Raw genomic sequence first — 22,286 nt, forward strand, 5'->3', positions numbered from 1 at the left:
CGACATGCCCCCCAGCCGACCCGGGACGGAGGTCCCCGTCGGGACCCGCTCCCCGGCCCCCGACCTGGCCCGCGGCGTCATGCTCCTGGCCATCGCCGTCGCGCACGTCCCCGCCCTCCTCGCGCACTGGGGCACGGGAGCCCCCGACCGGGCGGCCCTGTTCGCGGGGACGCTGCTGGCCGAGGACCAGGCCCGCCTGATGTTCGTGCTCCTCTTCGGCTACGGCGTGGGCCAGATCCTGCGCCGCGAGACCGGGCGGGGCGCGGACTGGCCCGACATCCGGTCCCTTCTGCGCCGCCGCGGCCTGGTGCTGCTGCTCATCGGCTTCGTCCACACCCTGCTGCTCCCGCTCGACATCGTCGCCGTCTACGGGGCCGCCCTGCTCCTGGCGGCCCCGCTGGCCCGGGCCCGCACCGCCACGCTGGCGTGGGTCGGGGCGGTGGCCCTCGTGCCGGGCGTCCTGCTGGTCTCGGCCCCGGCCGTGGCCCTCGCGCAGGCGGGCGTCCCGCCCACGATCGCCCACCTCATGGCCGACGGCCCGGTCGCGCACGTGGCCGACAACCTCCAGTGGACGTGGCCGCTGGAGACGCTGGTCTCGGTGGTGTCGGTGCTCCCCGCCATGGTCCTGGGCATCGGGGCCTCCCGCCTGCGCGTCCTGGAGGAACCGGCCCGCCACCGGACCCTGCTGGTCCGCGCCGCCGTACTGCTGACGGCGTTCTCCCTGGCCGGGCGGCTGCCCCACACGCTGGTGGTCACCGGGATCTGGCCCGTCGAAGCGTCCGCGCCCCTGCACGCCTTCTCCGCGCTGCACGTCCTGGCGGGGCACGCGGGCGGCGTCGCGGCGGCGGCGCTGGTCGGCCTGTGGGCCCTGCGGCCGACGGACGGCCCGTTCGCCACGGCCGTCATCGCCCTGGGCCGCCGGTCGCTGACCTTCTACCTGTTCCAGTCGGTGGTGTTCGTGGCGCTCTTCTACCCGTTCACGCTGGACCTGGCCGACGACCTGGGCGCCGCCGCGGGGCTGGGCGTCTCCGCCGCGCTCTGGGCGGTGTCCCTGCTCCTGGCCGAGTGGATGCGCCGCACCGGCCGCCGGGGCCCGGCCGAGACCCTCCTGCGCCGCCTCACCGCACGCCCCTGGAGCCTTCCCGCCGGGCGGTGACCCACGCGGCTCCGTCGGCCGGCCGGGCGACGGGTGCCTGAGACGCGGACGGGCGGCGGCCCCCGGGTGGGGGCCGCCGCCGGGGGAGCGGTGGTCAGGAGGTCTTCTTGCGGTAGGTGGCCATCGCGAAGGCGTAGGCGACGACGAGGATGCCCGCGCACCAGGCCAGGGCGGTCCAGGCGTCGTCACCGGCCGGCCGCCCGGACAGCAGGTCGCGGATGGTGTTGACGATGGAGGTCACCGGCTGGTGCTCGGCGAACCAGCGCACCGGGCCGGGCATGGTCTCGGTGGGGACGAACGCCGAGCTCAGGAACGGGAGGAAGATGAGCGGGTAGGAGAACGCGCTCGCGCCCTCCACGGAGGTCGCCGTCAGGCCCGGGATCACGGCGATCCAGGTCAGCGCGAGCGTGAACAGCAGCAGGATCCCGGCGACGGCCAGCCAGGCCGCCGGTCCGGCGTCCGAGCGGAAGCCCATGAGCAGGGCCACGCCCACGACCACCGCCAGCGAGATGACGTTGGCGACGAGCGAGGTCAGCACGTGCGCCCACAGCACGCCCGACCGGGCGATCGGCATGGACTGGAACCGCTCGAAGATCCCGCCCTGCATGTCCGTGAAGAGCCGGAACGCCGTGTAGGCGATGCCCGAGGCGATCGTGATGAGCAGGATGCCCGGCAGCATGTAGTTCACGTACGGGCCCGAGCCGACGTCGATGGCGCCGCCGAACACGTACACGAACATCAGCATCATGGCGATGGGCATGACCGCGGTCGTGATGATCGTGTCGGGGCTGCGGGTGACGTGGCGCATGGTGCGCCCGGTCAGGGCGGCGGTGTCGCCGAGGAAGTGTGTCGCCATGGTCCGTCCCCTACTTCTTCTCGCTCGGTGCGGTCCGGCGGTCCCCGCCGTTCCCGCCGGAGCCGCCGGTGACCGCGAAGAAGATCTCCTCCAGGGTCGGCTGCTTCTCGACGTACTCGATCTCGGAGGGCGGCAGCAGCTTCTTGAGCTCCTCCAGGGTGCCGTTCACGATGATCCGCCCCTGGTGCAGAATCGCGATCCGGTCGGCCAGCTGCTCGGCCTCCTCCAGGTACTGCGTGGTGAGCAGCACCGTCGTGCCGCTGTCGGCGAGGCCCTTGACGGCCTCCCAGACCTCGACGCGCGCCTGCGGGTCGAGCCCGGTCGTCGGCTCGTCCAGGAAGACGACCGGCGGGTTCCCGATGAGGCTCATCGCGATGTCCAGGCGCCGGCGCATCCCGCCGGAGTAGGTCGACACCCGCCGCCCGCCCGCCTCGGTGAGGGAGAAGCGGGCGAGCAGGTCGTCGGCGATCGCGCCGGGGTCGCCGAGGTGGCGCAGCCGGGCGACGAGCACGAGGTTCTCCCGCCCGCTGAGGATCTCGTCCACCGCCGCGAACTGGCCGGTGAGGCTGATGGACTCCCGTACCCGCGCGGGCTGCGCGGCGACGTCGAAGCCGTTGACGGCGGCCGTCCCACCGTCGGCCCTGAGCAGGGTGGACAGGATCCTCACGAGCGTGGTCTTGCCCGCCCCGTTGGAGCCGAGCAGCGCGAAGATGCCGCCGCGCTCCACGTCGAAGTCCACCCCGCGCAGCACCTTCAGGTCCTTGTAGGACTTCTCCAGGCCCCGCAGGCGGATCGCCGGGACCGGCCGTGTCTTCGTCTCCATCAGAGGGATTCCCCGTCCTTCTCGCCGTCTTCTCCGGCCGCGCGGTCGATGGCCTCGACCAGCCGGTCCCGTTCCTTTTTGATCCACTGGCCCTCGGAGTAATTCGCCAGGAAAGCCTCGGCGAACCCGACGGGGTCCTCCCCGACGACCTGGCGGACCGGCGTCCCGTTCGCCGCGCTCTGCTCGAACAGCTCGATGAGGTCGTCCAGCATCGTCTGGAGGATGTCCCCCCTGGTGATGGACCCGAAGTACATCAGGTACCGGTCGAGCGCCTCGACGGCCGTGCGGTGGTTCTCGGGCAGTTCCCGGACGCGCGCCTTGTACCGCTTGTAGCGCTTCTTGTCCTCGAACGATCCCGTGACCTTCTCGATCCATTCAGCCGCCATGGCTACCGGCCCCCTTCTCGGAGCTGTTCGATCTTTTCCGCGAGGAAACGCCAGTTCCCCCAGAACTCTTCGAGGTATTCCCGCCCTCGGGAACCGAGCGAGTACACCTTGCGCGGCGGGCCCTTCCCGGACGGGACCCGCCGCGCGTCGACGAGGCCGCGCCGCTCGAACCTGACGAGCAGGGCGTAGACGGTGCCCTCGGCGATGTCGGTGAAGCCCTGGTCCCGCAGCCACGCCGTGATCTCGTAGCCGTGCGCGGGCCGGCCGGACAGGGCCGCGAGGACGATGCCCTCCAGGGTCCCCTTGAGCATCTCCGTCGCCTGCCTTCCCATGGGTGCCTCCCCTCACTACTCGTTGCCGCTGAGTACCACTGCATAGTAGTACTGACTACCGGTACATAGCAACACCGAATACCGGGCGGGATGCGGCGTGTGCGTCCGAACACCGGGAGGGCGCCGTGTGAAAGGGTGAGTCGGCACGGAAACGGCCCCAGGGCCACCACCACCATCCGCATCGGAGATGACCGCAGTCATGGAGAGTTACGGGGTGCAGATCGGCCTCGTCCTGGTCCTCGTCCTGGTCAACGCACTGTTCGCGGGCAGCGAGATCGCCCTGATCACCCTGCGCGAAGGCCAGATCAGACAACTGGAGGAGAGGGGGCCCGGCGGCAGGGCGGTCGCCCGCCTGGCCCGCGACCCCAACCGCTTCCTCGCCACCATCCAGATCGGCATCACCCTCGCCGGCTTCCTCGCCTCCGCCACCGCCGCGGTGGCGCTCGCCCAGCCGCTCGTCGAGCCGCTGGGCTTCCTCGGCTCCGCCGCGGGGCCCGTGTCCGTCATCCTGGTCACCGTCGTCCTGACCTTCGTGACCCTGGTGTTCGGCGAACTGGCCCCCAAGCGCATCGCCATGCAGCGCGCCGAGGGCTGGGCCCTCATGGTCGCCCGCCCGCTCAACCTGCTCGCCACCCTGTCCCGCCCGGTCGTGTGGCTGCTGAGCGTGTCCACCGACCTCGTCGTCCGCCTCACCGGCGGGGACCCCTCCGCCGCGCGCGAGGAGGTCGGCGAGGAGGAGCTGCGCGACATGCTCACCGCCCAGCGCGGCATGACCCGCGAGCAGCGCACCATCATCAGCGGCGCCTTCGAGATCGACGACCGCAGGCTGCGCCAGGTCGTCGTCCCCCGCGGCGAGGTCTTCACCATCCCCGCGGCCACCCCCACCGCCGAGGCCACGCGCATGCTCGCCGAGCACGGCCACTCGCGCGCCCCGGTCGTGGCCGACGACGACCTCGACGACGTCCTGGGCATCGTCCACTGGTCCGACCTGGTCCGCGGCACCGGCACCGCCCGGGACGTGGCCCGCGAGGCGATGCTGCTGCCCGACTCGCTGGTCGTCTCGCTGGCGCTGCGGCAGATGACGGCCGAGCACCAGCAGCTGGCCGTGATCGTCAACGAGATGGGCGGCATCGACGGCATCGTCAGCCTGGAGGACCTGCTGGAGGAGATCGTCGGCGAGATCTACGACGAGACGGACTCCGACATCCGCACCGTGGTCTCCAACGACGACGGGACCCTGACGCTCCCGGGCACCTACCCGGTGCACGACCTGTCCGACATCGACCTGTCCCTGACCGACCCGCCCGAGGGCGACTACGTCACCGTCGCGGGCCTGGTCATCGCCGTCCTGGGGCACATCCCGCGGGAGCCCGGCGAGACGGTCGACTTCGGCGGGTGGATCGCGGAGGTCGCCCGGACCAGCGGCCGCACCATCACCGAGGTCAGGGTGCGGCGCATGGAGGAGGCCCGGCCCGAGGAGTGAGCGAGGGACCGGGCCCCTTCCGACGGCCGCACCGCCGAAAGCGGTGCGGCCGTCGGCGTCCTCCAGGCGGCGCCGCCCGGAGGACGCCGGGAGCCGGCCGGGCGGCCGGACCCGTCCCGCGGCGCGCACCGCGGTTCAAGGTCGCCGCAAGGTCCGTTCAAGGTCGGGCCGGGAGGATCCTGCCACCGAACGCGAGCCCGTCCACGGCGGCGGGCGTGGCCGGTCGGCCCCCTCACCCCTCGGAGAACGCATGCCCAGCGCTTTCGATCGGACCGCCGACCCCGGAACCCGGAACGCCCCCGGCGGCCGGCCTCCGGCGCGGGAGCGGGCGTGGCGACGGGGATGAGCACCCGGGAACGGCGGTCCGCCGCTCCGGATCCCGTGCTCGCCCGCCTCCCCGTCGAGACCGCCCGGGTCGCCCTGCTGAGGGACGCCCGCTCCCCGCGGCTCGACGGCACCGACCCCGCCCGGGTCGCGCGGCTCGCCGAGATCGTCGACGAGCTGCCGCCCATCGTCGTGCAGCGCCCGGCCATGCGCGTGGTGGACGGCATGCACCGCCTCCAGGCCGCCCGGAGCCGGGGGCGCGCCTCGATACGGGTGCGGTACTTCGACGGGTCGGACGAGGACGCGTACATCCTGGCCGTCCGCCTCAACGTCTCCCACGGCCTGCCCCTGCCCATGCGGGACCGGCTGGCGGCCCTGTCCCGTGTCCTACAGGCGTTCCCCCACTGGTCGGACCGGCGTATCGCGGCGACCTGCGGGGTGTCGCCGGGCACGGTCGCCGCCCGACGCCGCCGTTCAGGTGACGAAAGACTGCACGTGAACACGCGGATCGGCAGCGACGGGCGCCGCCAGCCCCGGTCGGCGGCCGCGGGCCGGCAGGCGGCGGCCGAGTTCATGCGCCGCAACCCCGAGGCCAGCCTGCGGGTCGTGGCCCGCCACGCCGGGATCTCCGTGGGCACGGCATTGGACGTCCGCCGCAAGGCCGCGCACGGCCCGACCGGCCCGGACCCGGGAGGCGACCGGCCCGAGCCGGACGCCGCGGCCGCAGTGCTGCGCGACGCCGCGGCCCGGGTCGAGCAGCTCGCCCGCGACCCCTCCCTGTGGGGCTCCGAACACGGCCGGGCGGTACTGCGCCTGGCCTCGGCCACCCTGGGCCTGACGAAGCGGTCCGAAGAACTGGCCGACGGCATGCCCGACCACGCCCGGCGGGCGCTGCACGACGTCGCGCGGGCCTGTGCCCTGGTCTGGAACCGGTGCGGCGATCGGGTCGGCGGCGCCGGAGCGGCCGCACCGCCCCCCGGTGCCCCGGACCGGCCCCACCGCCCGCCGGAAGAGGAGAACGGAGAACCATGATGGACGCCCGGTCGTGGCACAGCATCCACGTCCACCACCACGGCGAGGCCACGTCACGGCTGGTGGCCGAGGCCCTGTGGCCGGTCTCCCGCGAGCTGGAGCGCCGCGGACTGCGGAACTGGTTCGTGCGGCACTGGCGGCGCGGGCCGCACCTGCGCCTCAACGTCGAGGCGGGGAGCGGGGAGTTCCGCGCGGCCCTGCCGATGGTGGCCCAGGTACTGGACCCCTACCTCGCCGCGCTGCCCGCCACAGAGACCGATGTCGGCGCCCTCCTGCCGCTGCACCGCCGCACGGCCGAACAGGAGCGGGAGCCGGGCCCGCTGACCCCGTGGTTCCCCGACAACTCCTGGCACGTCGACGACTACGACGACCGGATGGCGGTGCACCGGACGCCGGAGGCGGCGGCCCTGGTCGCGGACTTCCTGCGGGACGCCAACCAGCACGCCTTCGAGGTCACCGCGGAGGTCGCGGCCGGGGCGAGCCTGCCCGCCGTCGTCTTCGACACCATGGCCGTCCTGGCCGACCGGCTGGTCGACGGCGGCATCGCCGTCGGCTACCTCAGCTACCGGTCCCACGCCGAGGCGTACCTGTCCTACCTGCCCGAACGCGCCCCCTGGCGCCGCGAGTGGGACGACCGCTACCGGTCCCACGCCCGTGCGCTCGCGGACCGGATCGACCGGCTCGTCGGTCCGGACTCCCCGGGGGACCCCCGGGCGTCGGAGTTCGCGGACCTCATCGCGCGGTACCGGTCGGCCGGGGCGGAACTCTACGAGCGGGGGCTGCTCCCGGCGCTGCGGATCGACCCCCTGGACGGCCAGCGGGACGACCCGCGGGCCGCGGACAGCCCGTTCCACCACGCCCTGCTGTCCAGCGGGCACTGGACGACGCGGGTCGGGCCCTCGGCCGACTTCGCGGCGTACCGGCTCGCACTCAACCTGATGTACCTCCAGTTCACCCGGCTCGGGATCACGCCGCACCACCGGCTGTTCCTCTGCCACCTGCTCGCGGAGGCGGTGGAGCGGCGCACGGGGCGGTCGTGGGCCGACCTGATCCGCTCCTGGGACGCCCCCGCCGCCGGAGCGGTGACATGACCCCGCCGGACACGGGACCGTACGAGACCGTGCGGCTGCGCGGCGGGGTCGAGAGCATGCGCCACCCGCGCGGGACGTCGCTGGTCGACCTCCCCGACCAGGAACCGGTCACACCCGAGGAGGAGGCGGTCGTCCGAACTCTGGTCGACGGATCGCACCGGATGACGGTCCGGGACGACGGCACCGGCGCGCTGCTGGACCGGCTGCGCAGCGGAGGCTGGCTGGCGGTCACCGTCCACGACGCGGACGGCCCCGTCTTCACCGTCGAACCCCACCGCTCGCCCGCCGCGCGGCCCGTCCCGCCGCCTCCCGGGCGGCCGCGCCTGTCCCGTTTCACCGCCGTCCGGGCGTCGGCCGACGGCCTGCTGTGGGTCTCCTCGCCGCGCGCCTGGGCGGCCGTGGTCGTGCACCGGCCCGAGGCCGCCGTGGTCCTGGCCGATCCCGGCGGGGAGCGGCGGGTTCCCGGCCTGGACGAGGCGGTGGCCGCCCGGCTGCGCCACGACCTGCTGTGGGCCGGGCTGGCGGTGGTCGGCGACGAGGACGAGGAGTTCCGGGTACGGCAGTGGTCGTGGGCCGACCTGGAGTTCCACCAGAGCAGCCGGGGGTATACACCGGGGTTCAGGCTCGGGCGGACCGGCTGGGGAGCGGAGTACGCCCCGGCGCCTCCCCCCAGGCCCGAGCCCTTTGGGCCGGCGGTCGAGCTGCGCCGCCCGGACCTGGAACGGCTGCGCGGGACCGACCCGCCGTTCACCTCCGTCCTGGAGAGCCGGCGCTCCCTGCGCCGGCACGACCCGCGGAACCCGCTCACCTGCGACCGGCTCGCCGAGTTCCTGTACCGCACCGCGCGCACCGTGCACCGCCGGCCGGGTGACGGGATGGAACTCCAGTACCGCCCCTACCCCTCCGGCGGCGCGGCGCACGAGCTGGAGGTCTACGTCGTCGCCGCCCGGGTGGCCGGGCTCGAACCCGGCACCTACCACTACGACGGCCACGACCACCGGCTCGAACTCGTCCGCCCGATGGACGGCCCGGGGCGCCTGCTCGTGGACGGCGTCGGGAGTGCCACCTCGCAGACCGGCGCCCCCCAGGCGCTGCTGCTGATCAGCGCCCGGTTCGAGCGGTTGATGTGGGCCTACGAGGGGCTCGCCTACGCCCTGATCCTCAAGCACGTGGGGGCGCTGATGCAGACGATGAACCTGGTGGCCACCGCCATGGGCCTGGCCGGCTGCGCCCTCGGCACCAGCACCCGGCACGCGTTCGGCCGCCTGACCGGGCTCGACCCGCTGGAGGAGGACCTCGTCGGCGAGTTCCTCCTCGGCGTCCCCGCCGGACCGGAGCAAGAAGAAGGAGGCCGCCGGTGAAGCTGCGCCTGCACGACGACGCCTACCTGGCACCCGTCGACGACGGCACCTACATCATCGCGCCGCGGGAGCGGACCTGGGTGGGCGGCACGTCGTTCGCCCGCTGGGTGGAGGCGCTGTCGCCGTGGCTGGACGGCCGGTTCACGGCCGCCGAACTCGGCGCGCGGTTCCCGGACACGCACACGCCCGCGCTGGAGGCCGTGCTCGGGCGCCTGCGCGACGCGGGCGCCGTGGTGGAGGAGCCGACGGGGCCGCCACCGCTCGACGCCCCGGTCCGCGAGCGGTTCGCGCCCGAGCTCTCCTACCTGGCGGCGCACCACGGCGACGCCGCCGCGGCGTTCGGCCGGTTCCGGGACCTCTCCGTGGCCGTGCTGGCCGAGGCCGCGTGGGCGGCGCCGATCCGGGAGCACCTGCGCTCCGCCGGCGTGCTCCGCGTCGATACCCTCCCCCTCGGGGCGGACGGCGCCCGAGCCGAGGCCGTCACCGGTCGCGACCTCGTCGTCGCCGTCGTCGCGGACCCGGCGCGGCTGCTGCGGCTCGACGCGCGCTGCGCCGGGTCGGGGACCGCGCTGGCGGCCGTGCTGCCCGACGGGGCCGACCTCTGGCTGCCGCCGATCGCGGACCCCCGCGCCGACCCGGGCGACCCGCTCGCGCCGGTGCGCCCCGGCTCGGTACTCGACCGGTCACCCGGCCCGCGGCCGCCGGCGGAGCCGACCGCGGCCCACCGGGAGGTGGTGGCCGCCGCCGTGGCGCGGTCGGCGTTCCACTGGGCGACCGGCACCGGCGCCCCCCGGTGGGAGCGAGATGTCATCCGGATCGGGCCCGACCTCGCCGCGCACCGCCACCACTGCCTCCGGCACCCCCGCCGGCTGCCGGTGCCCCCGGGCGGCGGCGAGGGGGTCCGGGACCGGGTCGCGTCGCTACGCGACCGCCCGGCGGCGGCCGACGCCGAGTTCGCGCGGACGGCGGTCCGCGCCGCCGACGACGTCTTCGGCCTGTTCCGGTACCTGCCCGACGACGGCGCCTCGCAGAGCCCGGTGCACGTCGCCGAGGCGCAGATCCGAGACCCCCTCTCCGACACGGGGTGGGAGGGGGCCGCGGTCGTGCGCGCCGTCGCGTTCGACTACGCGACCGCCCGGATCGAGGCCGCCCGGTCCGCGCTCACCTGGTACGCGGAACGGTTCGTCGACCCGCGCCGCCTGGTGGACGCGCCGGACGGCCCCCACGGCCTCGTCGCCGGATACGACCCGGTCGCCGACCGCGTCGTACAGCTCCCCGCCGCCGCCGTCTTCCCCCGGCTCGGCGGCCCGGCCGCCGGCACCGCGGCGGCCGCCGCGGGGGAGTCCTGGGACGCGGCGCTGGACCGGGCCCTGGCCGGGCTCTGGTGGAGCGACCCGCAACTGGTCGGCGACACCGCCGGACGGCCGGTCCGGGTGGACCCGGCGACGCTCGACGAGGCGGGGCGGCGCTGCGCCCTGATCCTCGCCGAACTCGGCGAACTGCCGCAGGTGTACGACCACGGCGGCCGCCACGGTGTCACGGCCCTGTCGTTCCGGCGCGGCGACCTCGTCCTGGAGCGCACCGCGGGCCCGGCCGGACGGGCCTGGACCGACGGCCTGCTCAGGACCCTCTTCACCGTCCAACGGTGGATCCACGGCGACCTGCGGCGGCCGCCGCAGGCGACCACGCCCCGGGCCCCCGCGACCGGGGAGGAGGTCCGGGCGGACCCCGCCGCGCCGGACCCCGGCACGGTCCTCGCCGCGCTGGCCGCGGCGGGCCGCACGGCCGTCGTCGTCCCGCTCGACCACGACCCGGCCGCGGCCGCGCTCCTTCCCCACACACTCAAGGTGGTGCTGCTGTGACCGACCCGCTGCCCGGACCGGCCGTCGTCGGACGGGGCCTGATCGCCGACGCGGTCGCCGAACGCCTGGGGGTGTCCGTCCACCCGGTGCCCGGCGACACCTCCGCCGGCGGTCCGACCGTGTTCGCCGCGGACGGCTGGGCGGACCCCGTGCCCGAGGGGGCGCGGGCCCGCGGCCCGCTGCTGCCGGTCCGCACCGAGATCGACCGGCTGGTCATCGGCCCCTGGGAGGTCCCCGGGGAACGGGGGTGCGCGCGCTGCGCGCAGACCCGGTACCGGCGGATGGGCCACTCCGGCGAACAGGCCGCCCGACGGCTCCACGGCGACCGGCTGGACCGCGCCCCGGCACTGCTCACCGGTCAGGCCGCCCGGCTGGCCGCGGCGCTCGTCGAGGACGACGTCCGCTCCGCCGCACGCGGAGCCGCCCCCCGCACCCGCCACGCCGTGCTCTGCGTCGACCTGCGGGACCTCACGGTCACGACGCACCGGGTCCTGCCCGATCCGGCCTGCGAGACCTGCGCGTCCCCGCGGCCGGACGCCCCCGACGACACCCTCGGCCGACCGGTGCCGCGCCCCGCCCACCGCCCCGGGGCGGCCCGCGGCCGCGACCTCCCCGTGGAACTGGAGAGCCTGACCGCGCGCTACGTCGACGCCCGTACGGGCGTCCTACGGCGCCTGCACGACCGCACCGAGGGCGCGCAGATCGTCACCACCGCCGAACAGGCCGGACCGCACCACGGCATGGCCGGGTACGGCCGTTCGCCGCAGCGGCGGACCAGCCGCACCACGGCGATCCTCGAAGGGCTCGAACGGTTCGCCGCCACACCGGCGGCGGGCCGACGGGTCACCGTCGGCTTTTACCGGGAGCTCGCCGACCGGGCGCTGGACCCGCGCACCCTCGGGCTGCACCCGCCGCGGGAGTACGACCGGCCGGGCTTCCCCTACGCGCCGTTCGACCCCGACCGGTCCTACCGCTGGGTGTGGGGGTGGTCCTTCCTGAGGGGCGCCCCGATCCTGGTGCCCGAACCCCTGGCCTACTACGGCCTCGGACCGCACGGGGGCGGCTTCGTCTACGAGATCTCCAACGGCTGCGCCCTGGGCGGCAGCCTCCAGGAGGCCGTCCTCTACGGGGTGCTGGAGGTCGCCGAACGCGACGCGTTCCTGATGACCTGGTACGCGCGCCTGCCCGGCCCGGAGATCGACCCGGCCACCCTGGACGAGGCGGACCGGCTGCAGGCGGCCGTGCTGCGGGCGGAGACCGGCTACGACATCAGGTTCTTCGACATCACGACCGAGCAGGGGATCCCCGCCGTGTGGGCGATGGCCACCGCCCCGGCCGGCTCGACCGGCGCCGCCCTGCGCTGCGCGGCGGGCGCCCACCTCACCGGCGCGCGTGCGGTCCGCGGCGCGCTGTCCGAGCTCGGCGCCGGCCTGTCCTACGCGATCGAGCACTTCGCGCACCCGGAGGTCGCCGCACGGGCGGCCCGGATGGCCGACGACCCGGAGGCGGTGCGCGACATGGAGGACCACCCGCTCCTCTACTGCGAGCCGCGCACCGCCGAACGGCTGGGCTTCCTCACCGGCCTCGCCCCCACACGCCCGGTCGGCGACGTCGGCGTCCGGACCGGGGAGTTCGCCGACGACGACATCGACACCGTGATGCGCGCCGTCGTCGGACGGTACCTCCGCGACGGCCTCGACGTCGTGGTGGTCGACCAGACCCCCGACGAACTGCGGGAGGCGGACCTGCACTGCGCCAAGGTGCTCGTCCCCGGAACGCTGTCCATGACCTTCGGCCACCGCAACCGCCGCACCACGGGCCTGCCGCGGCTGCTGGAGGCGCGCCGGCGCCGCGGGCTCGCCGACCGCCCGATGCGCGAGGACGAGGTCAACCCCCACCCGCACCCGTTCCCCTGACTCCGAGGAGCCCACGTGACGACGTCCACCGGCGCCGCCCCGCGACCCGCCTGGCGGGCCGTCCTGGGCCGACTGCGCCCCTACCGCGGCGGGGCGGCCGTCGGCATCCTGCTCTCCCTGGCGGCCTCCGCCGGCGGACTGGTGCTGCCGCTGCTGACCCGACGGCTCATCGACCGGGTGGCCGACGGCGGAGACGTGACCGCCCCGGTACTGATGACCGTCGGCCTCCTGGCCGGCGGGGCCGTGGCGGGCGCCTTCGGCTGGTTCCTGCTGGACCGGATCGCGATCACCCTGGTGCGGGACGCCCGGCGGTCCCTGCTGTCCCGGCTGCTGCGCGTGGACGCGCGCACCGTCGACCGGCTCCAGCCCGGCGACCTGCTGGCCCGCCTGACCACCGACGCCGCGGCACTGCACATGCTCGCCGTCGAGGTGCTGGCCGGAGTCGGCACCAACCTGCCCGTGATCGCCGTGGCGATCACGCTGATGGCCTACCTCGATCCGGTCCTGCTGGCCGTCACACTGGCCGTCTCGGTCGCGGCGGGGGTGATCATGCACGTGCTGTCACCGCGTGTCCAGCGGTCGAGCCTGGCCGCACAGGAGGCGGTCGGCGCCATGGCCGCGGCGATCGAACGCGCGATCGGCGCGATCCGCACGATCCGGGCGAACGGCGCCGAGGCCGCCGAGGAGGCCCACCTCCACGCCGCCGTCGGGCTGGCGTGCACGGAGGCGGTCCGGACCTCGGCCTGGAGCACCGTCGCCGCGAGGGCCACCGGCATGACGTTCCAGCTGGCGTTCGTGGCCGTGCTCGCGGTGGGCGGGGCCCGGGTCGCGACCGAGCAGCTGACGGTCGGCGCCCTGGTCGCGTTCCTGCTCTACGTCTTCTACCTCGTCATGCCGATGCAGAACCTGGTCGGCGCGGTCGCCGCGTACCGGGTCGGGATCGCGAGCGTGACCCGGATGGGCGAGGTGCTGGAGTACCCGGCGGAACCGGTCCACCCCGCGCCCGGCACGGTCCGCGGCGGGGCACCGCTGGACGTGCGGTTCGCGTCCGTCCGCTTCGCCTACCGGCCCGGGGAGGAGGTGCTACGGGCCCTGTCGTTCACCGCGCCGGCCGGCGCGGTGACGGCGATCGTCGGCCGCTCCGGAGCCGGCAAGTCCACCGTGCTCGACCTGATCGAACGCTTCTACGACCACTCCGCCGGGGAGATCCTCCTCGGCGGCCGCGACGTGCGCGACTGGCCGGTCGCCGAGCTGCGGCACGCGATCGGCTATGTGGAGCAGGACAGCCCGGTCCTCGCGGGCACGCTGCGCGACAACCTCCTGCTCGGCGCCCCGAACGCGGGCGAGGCCGAGATCCGCGAGGTCCTCGGACGGGCCCGGCTCACCGACCTCGTGGCGGGGCTCCCCGAGGGGCTGGACACCGTCGTCGGGCACCGGGGGAGCACGCTGTCCGGCGGGGAGCGGCAGCGGGTGGCGATCGCCCGGGCCCTGCTGCGCAAACCCAGACTGCTGCTGCTCGACGAGGCGACCTCGCACCTGGACGCGGAGAACGAGGCGGCGCTGCTGGAGTCGATCCGCGACATCGCCGGTACGGCGACGGTGGTCGTCGTGGCGCACCGCTCGTCCACCGTCCGGCTCGCCGACCGGATCGTCGTCCTGGACGGCGGCGCCGCGCGCGCGACCGGAGACCACGAGGAGCTCGCGGCCGGAGACGCGCTCTACGCCGAGCTGGTCGCGACGCGGCTCACTCCGTAGCGCCCGCTACCCTGCCCGCACGGCCTCCCCGCCGCCGTTCCACCGGCGCGGGGAGGCTTCGTGCTGCCCGCCCGTCACCTGGTTGAACACGATTGACCGGGACCGGCGGCCTGGGGATCCTTCCTTGCAGCAAGCCCGACCGCGGGCTTGGCAAGGAAAGGAGGAACCATGGCGACCCAGCGGAACGCGGCACGGTTCGACATCGACGATCTCCCCGTCGACGTGTTCGACCTCGTGGCCGACGGCACCGTGGGCGAGTCGCTCGCAGCCGGCCACGGCATGACCGAGTACGACGCCTCGCGCGCCTACATCACCTGCAACTGCTACGCGAGCTGCACCTGCGGAGGCAGCTGCGGCAGTGGCGGCGGTGGCTGCGGCGGCGGCAGTGCCGCGCCGGACAGGCCCCTCTGATCGATCGGTCCCGTGTCGCTGCGGAAAGGAAGGTTGCAGGGTGGAGCCTCCACCGACGATGTACACGCACGGTGATGCCGCAGCGGCCGTGACGGATCCGGTGCGGCCCGGCCCGGCGGTGTTCCGCCGGGCCGGGCTGCCCAGCGGGGTCCTGGACACCCTCCGTTTCCCCTCCACCGGCCGGGCCGTCGACGAGATCCTCGCGCGGCGGTCCGCCGTGGCCGAGCGGGGCCGGTCCGCGGCGGACGCCCTGCACCCGGTCATCGGCGCCCTGCCCGAGCGGGAGCCCCTGCGGCCGCGGCTCGTCGGGCTCCGCCGGGCGCTGTACCGGGGACGCCGGCCCACGGCCAAGGAATGGGCGCCCGACCTCGCCGACCGGTTGCCTGCCGGGCCGGCCCGCGACATCCGGCGCTGGCTGGCGGACCTGGACGGCCTCCGGTCGGCCGAGGCGTCGCTGGAGCGCGTCCTCGACGCCGAGGCGGCCGAACGCCGGGACCTGCTGGTCGGGACCGCCGCCGACCCGGCGTTCCGGATCGGCCTGGACGTCTCCAGCCCCGCGCTCGCCGCGGAGCTCGACAAGTGGCTCGGGGATCCGGCGCGCTCGCCCCGGCCGCGCACCGTGTCCACACTCGCCCGCTACGTGGCCCGGGCCGCGGCCAAGACGAGTCCGCTGAGCGCCTTCCTGACCAGCGGGCCGGTCGAATGGGCGGCCGACGGCCCCGCGGTGGCGGTCCACCCCCGGCAGGCCCTCGGCGTCCACGAGCTGGCCGAGCACGGGCTCAGGGAGAGGATCGCGGAGCTGGCCGCCTCGCGGCCCGGTCTCCGCGATGAGGCGGTGCTCAGGCTCAACCCGACCGCCGGGCGGGACGGCGGGACGATCGGCTACATCGGCCCCACGGCCTCCCAGGCCCCCTGCTCGATCCCCGCCCGCCCGGCGGTGCTCGACGTCGTCGCACTGCTCGGGGCCGAGGCGGCCGGACTGCCCCGCCGGGAGCTGCGCCGGCGCCTGTGCGGCGGTGACGCCGAACCGGCCGAGCAGGTGGACGCCTTCATCGACCACCTCCTCAAGGCCGGGCTGCTCGTCCGCGTCGTCCCCGTGTCCCGGTTCGAGACGATGCTCGGCGACTGCGCGGCGTGGCTGGACGACCGCCGCCCGGCCGACCCCGGAGCCGGAGCACTCGCCGACGACCTGCGGGAACTGGACCGGACCCTCTCGACGCGGGTGCCGCCGGACCGGGTCGAGCCCTACCGGGAGCACCGGCGGCGGGTGATCGGACAGGTGCGGGGGCTCGCCGCCCACGCACCGGCCTCCGACCCGCTGGGGGCGTACCTCGCCACCAGGACGATCAACGGCCTGCGGGACAGCGCCGTGACCCCTGGACCGCTGGCGTCCTGCTCGGTCCCCGCCTGGGAACCGGTCCTGGACGACCTCGACGCGCTGCGGCGGTGGCTGGCGCCCTTCGCGCTGTGGCTGCCCGCCCGGCTCGTGCTGACCGAGCTGCTGGGCGAGGCCGTCGCGGCGCGCGGGACGATGCCGCTGGTCCGCTTCTACCGGGAGCTGCAGAAGGCCCGGAAGGCCACCGGCGACATCTACCGGGAGCTGAACGCGTGGCTGGCGTCGCCCACCGCCATGTCGGCCCGGGAGAGCGCGTGGGAATCCGTGCGCCGGCTGGCGGGCGTGTGCGATGCGGCCACCGCCGCCATCGCCCCCTACCCGGTCTCGGGCCCGGTGCCCGCGCCCACGGGCGCCCCGGCCTGGCCGGAACCGGTCGTGGTCGGAACGGAGCGGCTGCGCACCGCCGCGGCGGGTTTTCCCGCGTGGGTCCCGCCGGTGCGCTCCCTCGACGCCGCCGTCCAGGTCGTGCCCGGCGACGGGCCCGGGCCGGCCGTCGTGGTCAACACGGTCATGCCCGGGTTCGGGGCCGTACGGGCCCGGATCGACCACCTCACCGGCCCTGGCCGGCTCCAGGGGCCCCCTCGCTTCCCGGACCTCCCGGGAGGTCCGGTCTACGCCTGTTTCAGCGACCGGTTCGGCCTGTCGCTCAACGACCACCGGCAGGTGCTGCCCTACACGCTCGGCGACGCCCCGATGCGAGTGCCGGGCGACCGCGACACGACCCTGGCGGTCGACGACCTGGTGGTGCGCGTCGAGGAGGAGACCGGGCTGCTGGCCCTGTGGTCGCGCCGCCTCCGGCGGCCCGTGCGGGTGGTCCACACCGGCATGATGGTGTCCCTGTGGCAGTACCCCTTCTCCCACCTGCTGTCGATCCTCTCCGGTGAGGTGCTCACACCCGCACCGGCTCCGCCCGTCACGGCCGCGGCCGGCCTGCGCCGCGACCGGCCGCGGCTGACCGCGGGAGGGCTCACCCTCGTCCGGGGCGCCCGGCGCTTCCCGGTGTCCGAGGTCCCCGTGATCCGTCCGGGGGAGCGGAGCGGGCGGTACCTCCTCCGGCTGGAGGAGTGGCGCCGAACGGAGCGGCTCCCGCAACGGTGCTTCCTCACGCTGTGGCGGACCTCCGAGGAGGGGCCGAGGCCGGCGTCGACGAAGTGGCGCAAGCCGATGTACCTCGACTTCGGGAGCTGGTTCCTGGTCCAGGGCCTGGTCGGCGTGCTCCAGCGGCCGGACGCGGGGGAGGTCGTGTTCACCGAGGCGCTCCCCGACCCCCTGGCGCCGGGGTCCGGACCGGACCCGCACGTCGCGGAACTCGTCCTGGGCGTGAGCGGGGACGGACGGCCGTGACACGACCGCACCGCGCAGGCGGGGGGAGTCCGGCACCGGCCCCGGAGCCCCGTTCGTGGCTGGGCGTCCACGTCTTCTACGACGGGGACCTGGACGCGGTGGCCGGCGACCTCGTCGGCGACATCACGGCCCGGCTGGCCGCCGAGGAGGCGGCCGAGGGCCTGTTCTTCCTCCGGCACTGGGAGGCCGGGCCGCACGTGCGGATCCGTGTCCTGCCCGGACCGCGCCGGACCGGCGACGCCCGGCGCATCGTCACCGGAGCGGCGGAGGCGTTCCTGGCCCGGCGTCCGGCGCCCTCCCTGGTGGGACAGGCCGAGTACGAACGGTACGCGCCGGCCTTCGCGGCGGCCGAGGAGGCGGCCGGGTACGAACGCCGCCGACGGCCGAACAACTCCCTCGCCGAGATCCCCTACCGGCCGGAGACCGGCAAGTACGGCACGGGCGCCGCCCTGCACGCCGTCGAGGACCACTTCGTCCGGTGCAGCGCGGTGGCGCGGGAAGTCATCGGCGCCGACCCGCAGGGCGGGCGGCGCGCCGCGACGGCCTTCGCCCTGCTGGCGCTGGCCTGGTGGACGGCGTCGTCGTCGGGTGGCGCCCCATCCGCACCGGTCTCCCCGCCGCGCGGGGTCCCCGAACCCGCCGCGGCCCCGGCCGACCTGTACCACCGGCGGCGCGACGCGCTCCTGGACACCCTGGCCAGGACGCGGGACCTCGCCGCGGCGGCGCGCGGCCGCCCGGCGGGCACCCTGGGCACGTGGGCGTGGTCGGTCGCGGCGGCCGTCGACGGCCTCGGCGACCCCGCGCGGGCACGGCGGGTCCTGGACCACTGCGCCCACCTGGCGTGCAACCGCCTCGGGCTGGACGCGTCCCGGGAGCTCACCCTACGCCGCCTCCTCCACCTCGCGGCCGCCGACCACTTGTCGGCCGGCCGGTCCGGCGGCCCCGCGTCCGCGACATGACCCGGCCCGCTGACAGCCCGGAACCCCGGCGGGCAGGGCGTTCCGGGCGGAACGGCCGCCACGGTACGGTGAGGCGACCCGGCCGAGGAGCCCCGGGGCGGGGGACGCCCCTCCGGGGCCGCGAGACCGGCCGTGCCCGCGTCGCGGAGAAGGAGACCGAGTGACCCTGGACGAGAAGACACGGCGCGAGGCCGCCCGGGCGCTGCGCGAGGCGGACCTCTCCGTCCGCCCGGTGGAGCCCCCGAGCCGGACCCACCCCGGCCTGGACGTCGCCGACGCCTACGACATCCAGCTGCGCAACATCGCCGCCCGGCTCGGGGAGGGCGCCCGCACGGTCGGCTACAAGGTGGGCCTGACCTCCCGCGCGATCCAGGAACTGCTGGGCGTCGACGAACCCGACTTCGGCCACCTGCTCGACGACATGGTCGTCGAGGACGGCGCGACCGTGGACGCCTCCCGGTACTGCGCCCCGCGGGCGGAGCCGGAGATCTGCTTCCGCCTCGCCCGGGGCCTGCGGGGCCCGGGGGTGACCGCCGCGGACGTGCTGGCCGCAACCGACGCGGTCGCCCCCGCGCTGGAGATCGCGGACAGCCGCGTCCGGGACTGGGAGATCACCCTCGTCGACACCGTCGCCGACAACGCCAGCGCCGGCGCCCTGGTGCACGGCCCCTGGACCCCCCTGTCCGAGGTGCCCGACCTCGCCGCGCTCACCGCCGAGCTGTACATCGACGGCGAGAGCGTCGCCCGGGGCGAGGGGAAGGCCGTGCTCGGCCATCCCGCCGAGGCCGTGGCCTGGCTGGCCGACGGCCTGGCCGGTATCGGGGCCGCCCTGGAACCCGGGCAGGTGGTCCTGTCCGGATCCATCACCACCGCCCCCTTCGTCACGGCGGGCCACCGCGTCGAGGCGCGCTTCGACGCCCTCGGTACGGTCTCGGTGTCCTTCTCCTGAGGCGCCCCCCGTGAGCGGACGCCCGGCCGTGGCCGCGGGGGGCCGCGGCCGGGGTGCTCTTCCGGCCCTCGCGGTCCGGGCCGCGTCGCGGGGAGGGAGACCTACCGTCCGGCGGCGCGGCGGCGTTCCAGGCCCTCGAGGATGAGGTCGAGCGAGAACACGAACTCCGCGTCGTCGTCGCAGCCGCCCAGGGCGCCCTCGTGGGCGGACCCGGTGATCATCTCCGCCACCCAGGGCATCTCCGGCGCCAGCGCCGCGGCCTGGGCGGCGGCGACCTCGGGCGGGGTGTCGGCGGCGCCGTCGTCGAACAGGTCCTGGCTGAACCCCAGGATGCGGCTGCCCAGGGCGTGCAGGGCGTGGTGCGTCAGCTCCAGGCTCAGGCCCCCGCCGCGCAGGATGCCCAGGACGGTGTCGACGTAGCGCAGGGCGGCCGGGGTCGGCTCGGGCCGGGCCTTGATGACCTCGGCGGTCCAGGGGTGGCGGAGCATCGTGCGGCGCGCGGCCAGCATCTGCTCGCGGGCGGTCTCCACCCAGGTCGCCCCCGGTCCGACCCGTTCGATCCCGGCGACGACGGTGTCGGTCATGAGGTCGAGCAGGCCGTCCTTGGCGCCGATGTGGCGGTACAGGGACATCGGGTCGACCCCGAGCTCCTGCGCGATCCGCCGCATGCTGACCGCCGCCGGGCCGTCGGCGTCGGCGACGCGGATCGCGACGCCGACGATGCCCTCCCTGGTGAGCCCCGCCGGGGCCGTCCTCGATCGTCGCGTCGTCACCCGCCCCAGTCTAGGCCGTGTTTTTTGAACCTCCGCTGCGCTTTGGTTCGTGCTCGGCACCCCCTGAGGGCGGGAACCTTCGGCCCCTCCGTCGCAGTCCTCGTTCCTCGGACCGCTCCTCCGGGGCCTCCAGAACCCCGCCGGGCGCCTCGCCGACCCTCAGTGGCACAGGAGAGCGGTAGGTCTTAGGCACCCATCCGTTGACCGTGTGCAGGCGTCGGTCTACTCTGTAGGTCTACGGCGTAGGTCTACGCCGTAGACGACCCGAGGAGGGTGACGATGACGGATCGTGAGAAGACCCCCGCCCCGCCGCCGCGCTGGTTCGTCCGCAGTGTCTGGACCGGCCACCGGCTGCTCTTCCGCACCACCGGCCGGGGGCTGTCGCGCCCCCGGCCGGGCGACCGGATGGGAATGCTGCGGCTGCGCGTCCAGGGCCGCCGCACCGGCCGCGAGCGCGCCGTGATCCTCGGCTACCACCTGGACGGGGACTCCTACGTCACGCTCGCGATGAACGGCTGGGCCGAGGCCGACCCGGCCTGGTGGCTCAACCTCCGGGCGCACCCGAGTGCCGAGGTCGACACCGTCGACGGCACGTTCGGCGTGGTCGGCCGCGAGGCGGCGGGCGAGGAGCGCGAACGCCTCTGGCGCCGGTTCGACGACTACCGGGGCTGGGGCGACATCGACGCCTTCTCCGCCCGCCGCCCGCACACCCCCGTCGTCGTCCTCGACCGCCGCTGACCCGCACCCGGGCCGGGCCGCCCGCACCCCCGGCGGCCCGCCGGGCGTTCGCGGCGGCGGGCCCGGTCCTTCCGGGACTCAGAGGCGCTCGAAGACCGTGGCGTTGGCGAGGCCGCCCGCCTCGCACATCACCTGGAGCCCGTAGCGGCCGCCCGTCTGCTCCAGCACGTTGAGCAGTGTGGCGGTCAGCCGGGCGCCGGAGGCGCCCAGCGGGTGGCCGATGGCGGTGGCGCCGCCGTTGACGTTGACCTTCGCGGGGTCGGCTCCGGTCTCCTTCTGCCAGGCGAGCACCACCGGGGCGAAGGCCTCGTTGACCTCGAAGGCGTCGATGTCGTCCAGGCGCAGTCCGGCCCGGGCGAGCACCTTCTCCGTGGCCGGGATGATCCCGGTGAGCATGTACAGCGGGTCGTCGCCCACGACCGCGAAGGAGTGGACGCGGGCGCGGGGCCGCAGGCCCAGGCGGCGGGCCGCCTCCTCGCCCGCCACGAGCACGGCGGCCGCGCCGTCGTTGATGGGGGAGCTGTTGCCCGCGGTGATCCTCCACTCCAGGCCGGGGAAACGCCGCTTCCAGTGGTCGTCCTCGAAGGCGGTGCGCAGCCCGGCGAGGATCTCCGGGGTGGTGTCCGGGCGGACGCTCTCGTCGGTGCGCAGGCCGTTGACGGGGCTCACCTCGGCGTCGAACCGGCCCTGCGCCCAGGCGTCGGCGGCCCGCCGGTGCGAGGTCGCGGAGAACTCGTCCAGGAGCCCGCGGTCCAGGCCCCAGCGCTGCGCGATGAGTTCGGCGCTCACCCCCTGGGGGACCAGGCCCTCGGGGTAGCGCTCCCCGACGCCGGGGCCGGTGAAGTCGCGGCCCAGGGACTGCGAGCCGATGGGCACGCGGCTCATGGACTCCACACCGGAGGCGATGGCGAGGTCGTAGGCGCCGGCGATGACGCCCTGGGCGGCGAAGTGCAGGGCCTGCTGGCTCGACCCGCACTGGCGGTCGACGGTCACGGCGGGGACCGATTCGGGGAACCCGGCGGCCAGGGCGGCCCACCGCGCGGTGTTCCCCGACTGCTCGCCGACCTGGCCGACGGCGCCGCCGATGACGTCGTCGATCCGGGCGGGGTCGATCCCGGTGCGCTCCACCAGCGCGCGCAGGACGTGCGCGTGCAGGTCCACGGGGTGGACGTCGGCGTACGCGCCCCCCGGCCTGCCCTTGGCGATCGGGGTGCGGACGGCGTCCACGATGACGGCGGTGGTCATGGCGACTCCCTTGTTGCGCGGCCTGTGCGGTCACCCTAACCGAGAGGGTTTGATTTTCAAACCCTCGGTGGTGTCTTCGGAGCCGCCGAAGGAG

Annotated in this window: 19 protein-coding genes; 13 read left to right on the plus strand and 6 right to left on the minus strand. The window is 75.3% G+C overall.

The window, feature by feature from the left end:
• Positions 1 to 4 precede the first annotated feature (4 nt).
• Positions 5 to 1,156, plus strand: a complete 1,152-nt coding sequence (locus K1J57_RS34030) for a DUF418 domain-containing protein (RefSeq protein WP_220560593.1) — start codon at positions 5 to 7, stop codon at positions 1,154 to 1,156.
• A 94-nt stretch (positions 1,157 to 1,250) separates the two neighbouring features.
• Here the strand turns inward: K1J57_RS34030 and K1J57_RS22500 are convergent, their stop codons facing one another.
• The 4 genes from K1J57_RS22500 to K1J57_RS22515 are packed head-to-tail and all read right to left on the minus strand — an operon-like array spanning position 1,251 to position 3,553.
• Positions 1,251 to 2,012, minus strand: coding sequence for an ABC transporter permease (locus K1J57_RS22500; RefSeq protein WP_220560594.1), 762 nt, complete (start codon positions 2,010 to 2,012; stop codon positions 1,251 to 1,253).
• 10 nt (positions 2,013 to 2,022) lie between these two features.
• Positions 2,023 to 2,835 carry an ABC transporter ATP-binding protein gene (locus tag K1J57_RS22505; protein ID WP_220560595.1) on the minus strand — a complete coding sequence of 271 codons (813 nt, stop codon included), beginning with the start codon at positions 2,833 to 2,835 and terminating at the stop codon, positions 2,023 to 2,025.
• On the minus strand, positions 2,835 to 3,221 hold the full coding sequence (locus K1J57_RS22510) for a DUF1048 domain-containing protein (RefSeq protein ID WP_220560596.1): 387 nt from the start codon (positions 3,219 to 3,221) through the stop codon (positions 2,835 to 2,837). Before K1J57_RS22510 ends, K1J57_RS22505 begins: the two co-directional genes overlap by 1 nt.
• Before the next feature lie 2 nt (positions 3,222 to 3,223).
• Entirely contained in the window at positions 3,224 to 3,553 is a 330-nt protein-coding gene (locus K1J57_RS22515; protein WP_220560598.1) for a PadR family transcriptional regulator, read from the minus strand.
• Positions 3,554 to 3,752: 199 nt separating this feature from the next.
• Here K1J57_RS22515 and K1J57_RS22520 point away from each other — a divergent pair, with 199 nt between their 5' ends.
• The 11 genes from K1J57_RS22520 to K1J57_RS22570 all read left to right on the plus strand — a co-directional run bounded on the left by K1J57_RS22520 (position 3,753) and on the right by K1J57_RS22570 (position 19,436).
• Complete coding sequence (locus K1J57_RS22520; RefSeq protein ID WP_220560600.1) at positions 3,753 to 5,036, plus strand: hemolysin family protein; 1,284 nt, start codon at positions 3,753 to 3,755, stop codon at positions 5,034 to 5,036.
• A 342-nt stretch (positions 5,037 to 5,378) separates the two neighbouring features.
• Positions 5,379 to 6,392, plus strand: a complete 1,014-nt coding sequence (locus K1J57_RS22525) for a ParB/RepB/Spo0J family partition protein (protein ID WP_220560602.1) — start codon at positions 5,379 to 5,381, stop codon at positions 6,390 to 6,392.
• Positions 6,389 to 7,483, plus strand: coding sequence for a thiopeptide maturation pyridine synthase (locus K1J57_RS22530; protein WP_220560603.1), 1,095 nt, complete (start codon positions 6,389 to 6,391; stop codon positions 7,481 to 7,483). The genes K1J57_RS22525 and K1J57_RS22530 overlap by 4 nt, the downstream gene beginning before the upstream one ends.
• Positions 7,480 to 8,844: a SagB family peptide dehydrogenase gene (locus tag K1J57_RS22535; RefSeq protein WP_220560604.1), complete on the plus strand. Its 1,365-nt coding sequence runs from the start codon at positions 7,480 to 7,482 to the stop codon at positions 8,842 to 8,844. Before K1J57_RS22530 ends, K1J57_RS22535 begins: the two co-directional genes overlap by 4 nt.
• On the plus strand, positions 8,841 to 10,706 hold the full coding sequence (locus tag K1J57_RS22540; RefSeq protein ID WP_220560605.1) for a hypothetical protein: 1,866 nt from the start codon (positions 8,841 to 8,843) through the stop codon (positions 10,704 to 10,706). Before K1J57_RS22535 ends, K1J57_RS22540 begins: the two co-directional genes overlap by 4 nt.
• Entirely contained in the window at positions 10,703 to 12,622 is a 1,920-nt protein-coding gene (locus tag K1J57_RS22545) for a TOMM precursor leader peptide-binding protein (RefSeq protein WP_220560606.1), read from the plus strand. The genes K1J57_RS22540 and K1J57_RS22545 overlap by 4 nt, the downstream gene beginning before the upstream one ends.
• Before the next feature lie 15 nt (positions 12,623 to 12,637).
• Positions 12,638 to 14,377, plus strand: a complete 1,740-nt coding sequence (locus K1J57_RS22550; RefSeq protein ID WP_255646509.1) for an ABC transporter ATP-binding protein — start codon at positions 12,638 to 12,640, stop codon at positions 14,375 to 14,377.
• 168 nt (positions 14,378 to 14,545) lie between these two features.
• On the plus strand, positions 14,546 to 14,788 hold the full coding sequence (locus tag K1J57_RS22555; protein ID WP_220560607.1) for a thiomuracin/GE37468 family thiazolyl RiPP peptide: 243 nt from the start codon (positions 14,546 to 14,548) through the stop codon (positions 14,786 to 14,788).
• Positions 14,789 to 14,828: 40 nt separating this feature from the next.
• Positions 14,829 to 17,528, plus strand: a complete 2,700-nt coding sequence (locus tag K1J57_RS22560; protein ID WP_220560608.1) for a lantibiotic dehydratase — start codon at positions 14,829 to 14,831, stop codon at positions 17,526 to 17,528.
• Positions 17,525 to 18,487 carry a lantibiotic dehydratase C-terminal domain-containing protein gene (locus K1J57_RS22565; protein WP_220560609.1) on the plus strand — a complete coding sequence of 321 codons (963 nt, stop codon included), beginning with the start codon at positions 17,525 to 17,527 and terminating at the stop codon, positions 18,485 to 18,487. Before K1J57_RS22560 ends, K1J57_RS22565 begins: the two co-directional genes overlap by 4 nt.
• Positions 18,488 to 18,647: 160 nt before the next feature.
• Positions 18,648 to 19,436 (plus strand): 2-keto-4-pentenoate hydratase, encoded by a 789-nt coding sequence (locus tag K1J57_RS22570; RefSeq protein WP_255646510.1) that lies wholly within the window; start codon positions 18,648 to 18,650, stop codon positions 19,434 to 19,436.
• Between the two features lie 101 nt (positions 19,437 to 19,537).
• Here K1J57_RS22570 and K1J57_RS22575 read toward each other — a convergent pair whose 3' ends face one another.
• Entirely contained in the window at positions 19,538 to 20,209 is a 672-nt protein-coding gene (locus K1J57_RS22575; protein WP_220560610.1) for a TetR/AcrR family transcriptional regulator, read from the minus strand.
• Positions 20,210 to 20,488: 279 nt separating this feature from the next.
• Here K1J57_RS22575 and K1J57_RS22580 point away from each other — a divergent pair, with 279 nt between their 5' ends.
• A complete protein-coding gene (locus K1J57_RS22580; RefSeq protein ID WP_220560612.1) occupies positions 20,489 to 20,947 on the plus strand; it encodes a nitroreductase/quinone reductase family protein in 459 nt (152 codons plus the stop codon).
• 78 nt (positions 20,948 to 21,025) lie between these two features.
• Here the strand turns inward: K1J57_RS22580 and K1J57_RS22585 are convergent, their stop codons facing one another.
• Positions 21,026 to 22,192, minus strand: coding sequence for an acetyl-CoA C-acyltransferase (locus K1J57_RS22585; protein WP_220560614.1), 1,167 nt, complete (start codon positions 22,190 to 22,192; stop codon positions 21,026 to 21,028).
• Positions 22,193 to 22,286: the final 94 nt, after the last annotated feature.

Source organism: Nocardiopsis sp. MT53, assembly GCF_019598965.1.
Taxonomy (GTDB): Bacteria; Actinomycetota; Actinomycetes; order Streptosporangiales; family Streptosporangiaceae; genus Nocardiopsis; species Nocardiopsis changdeensis.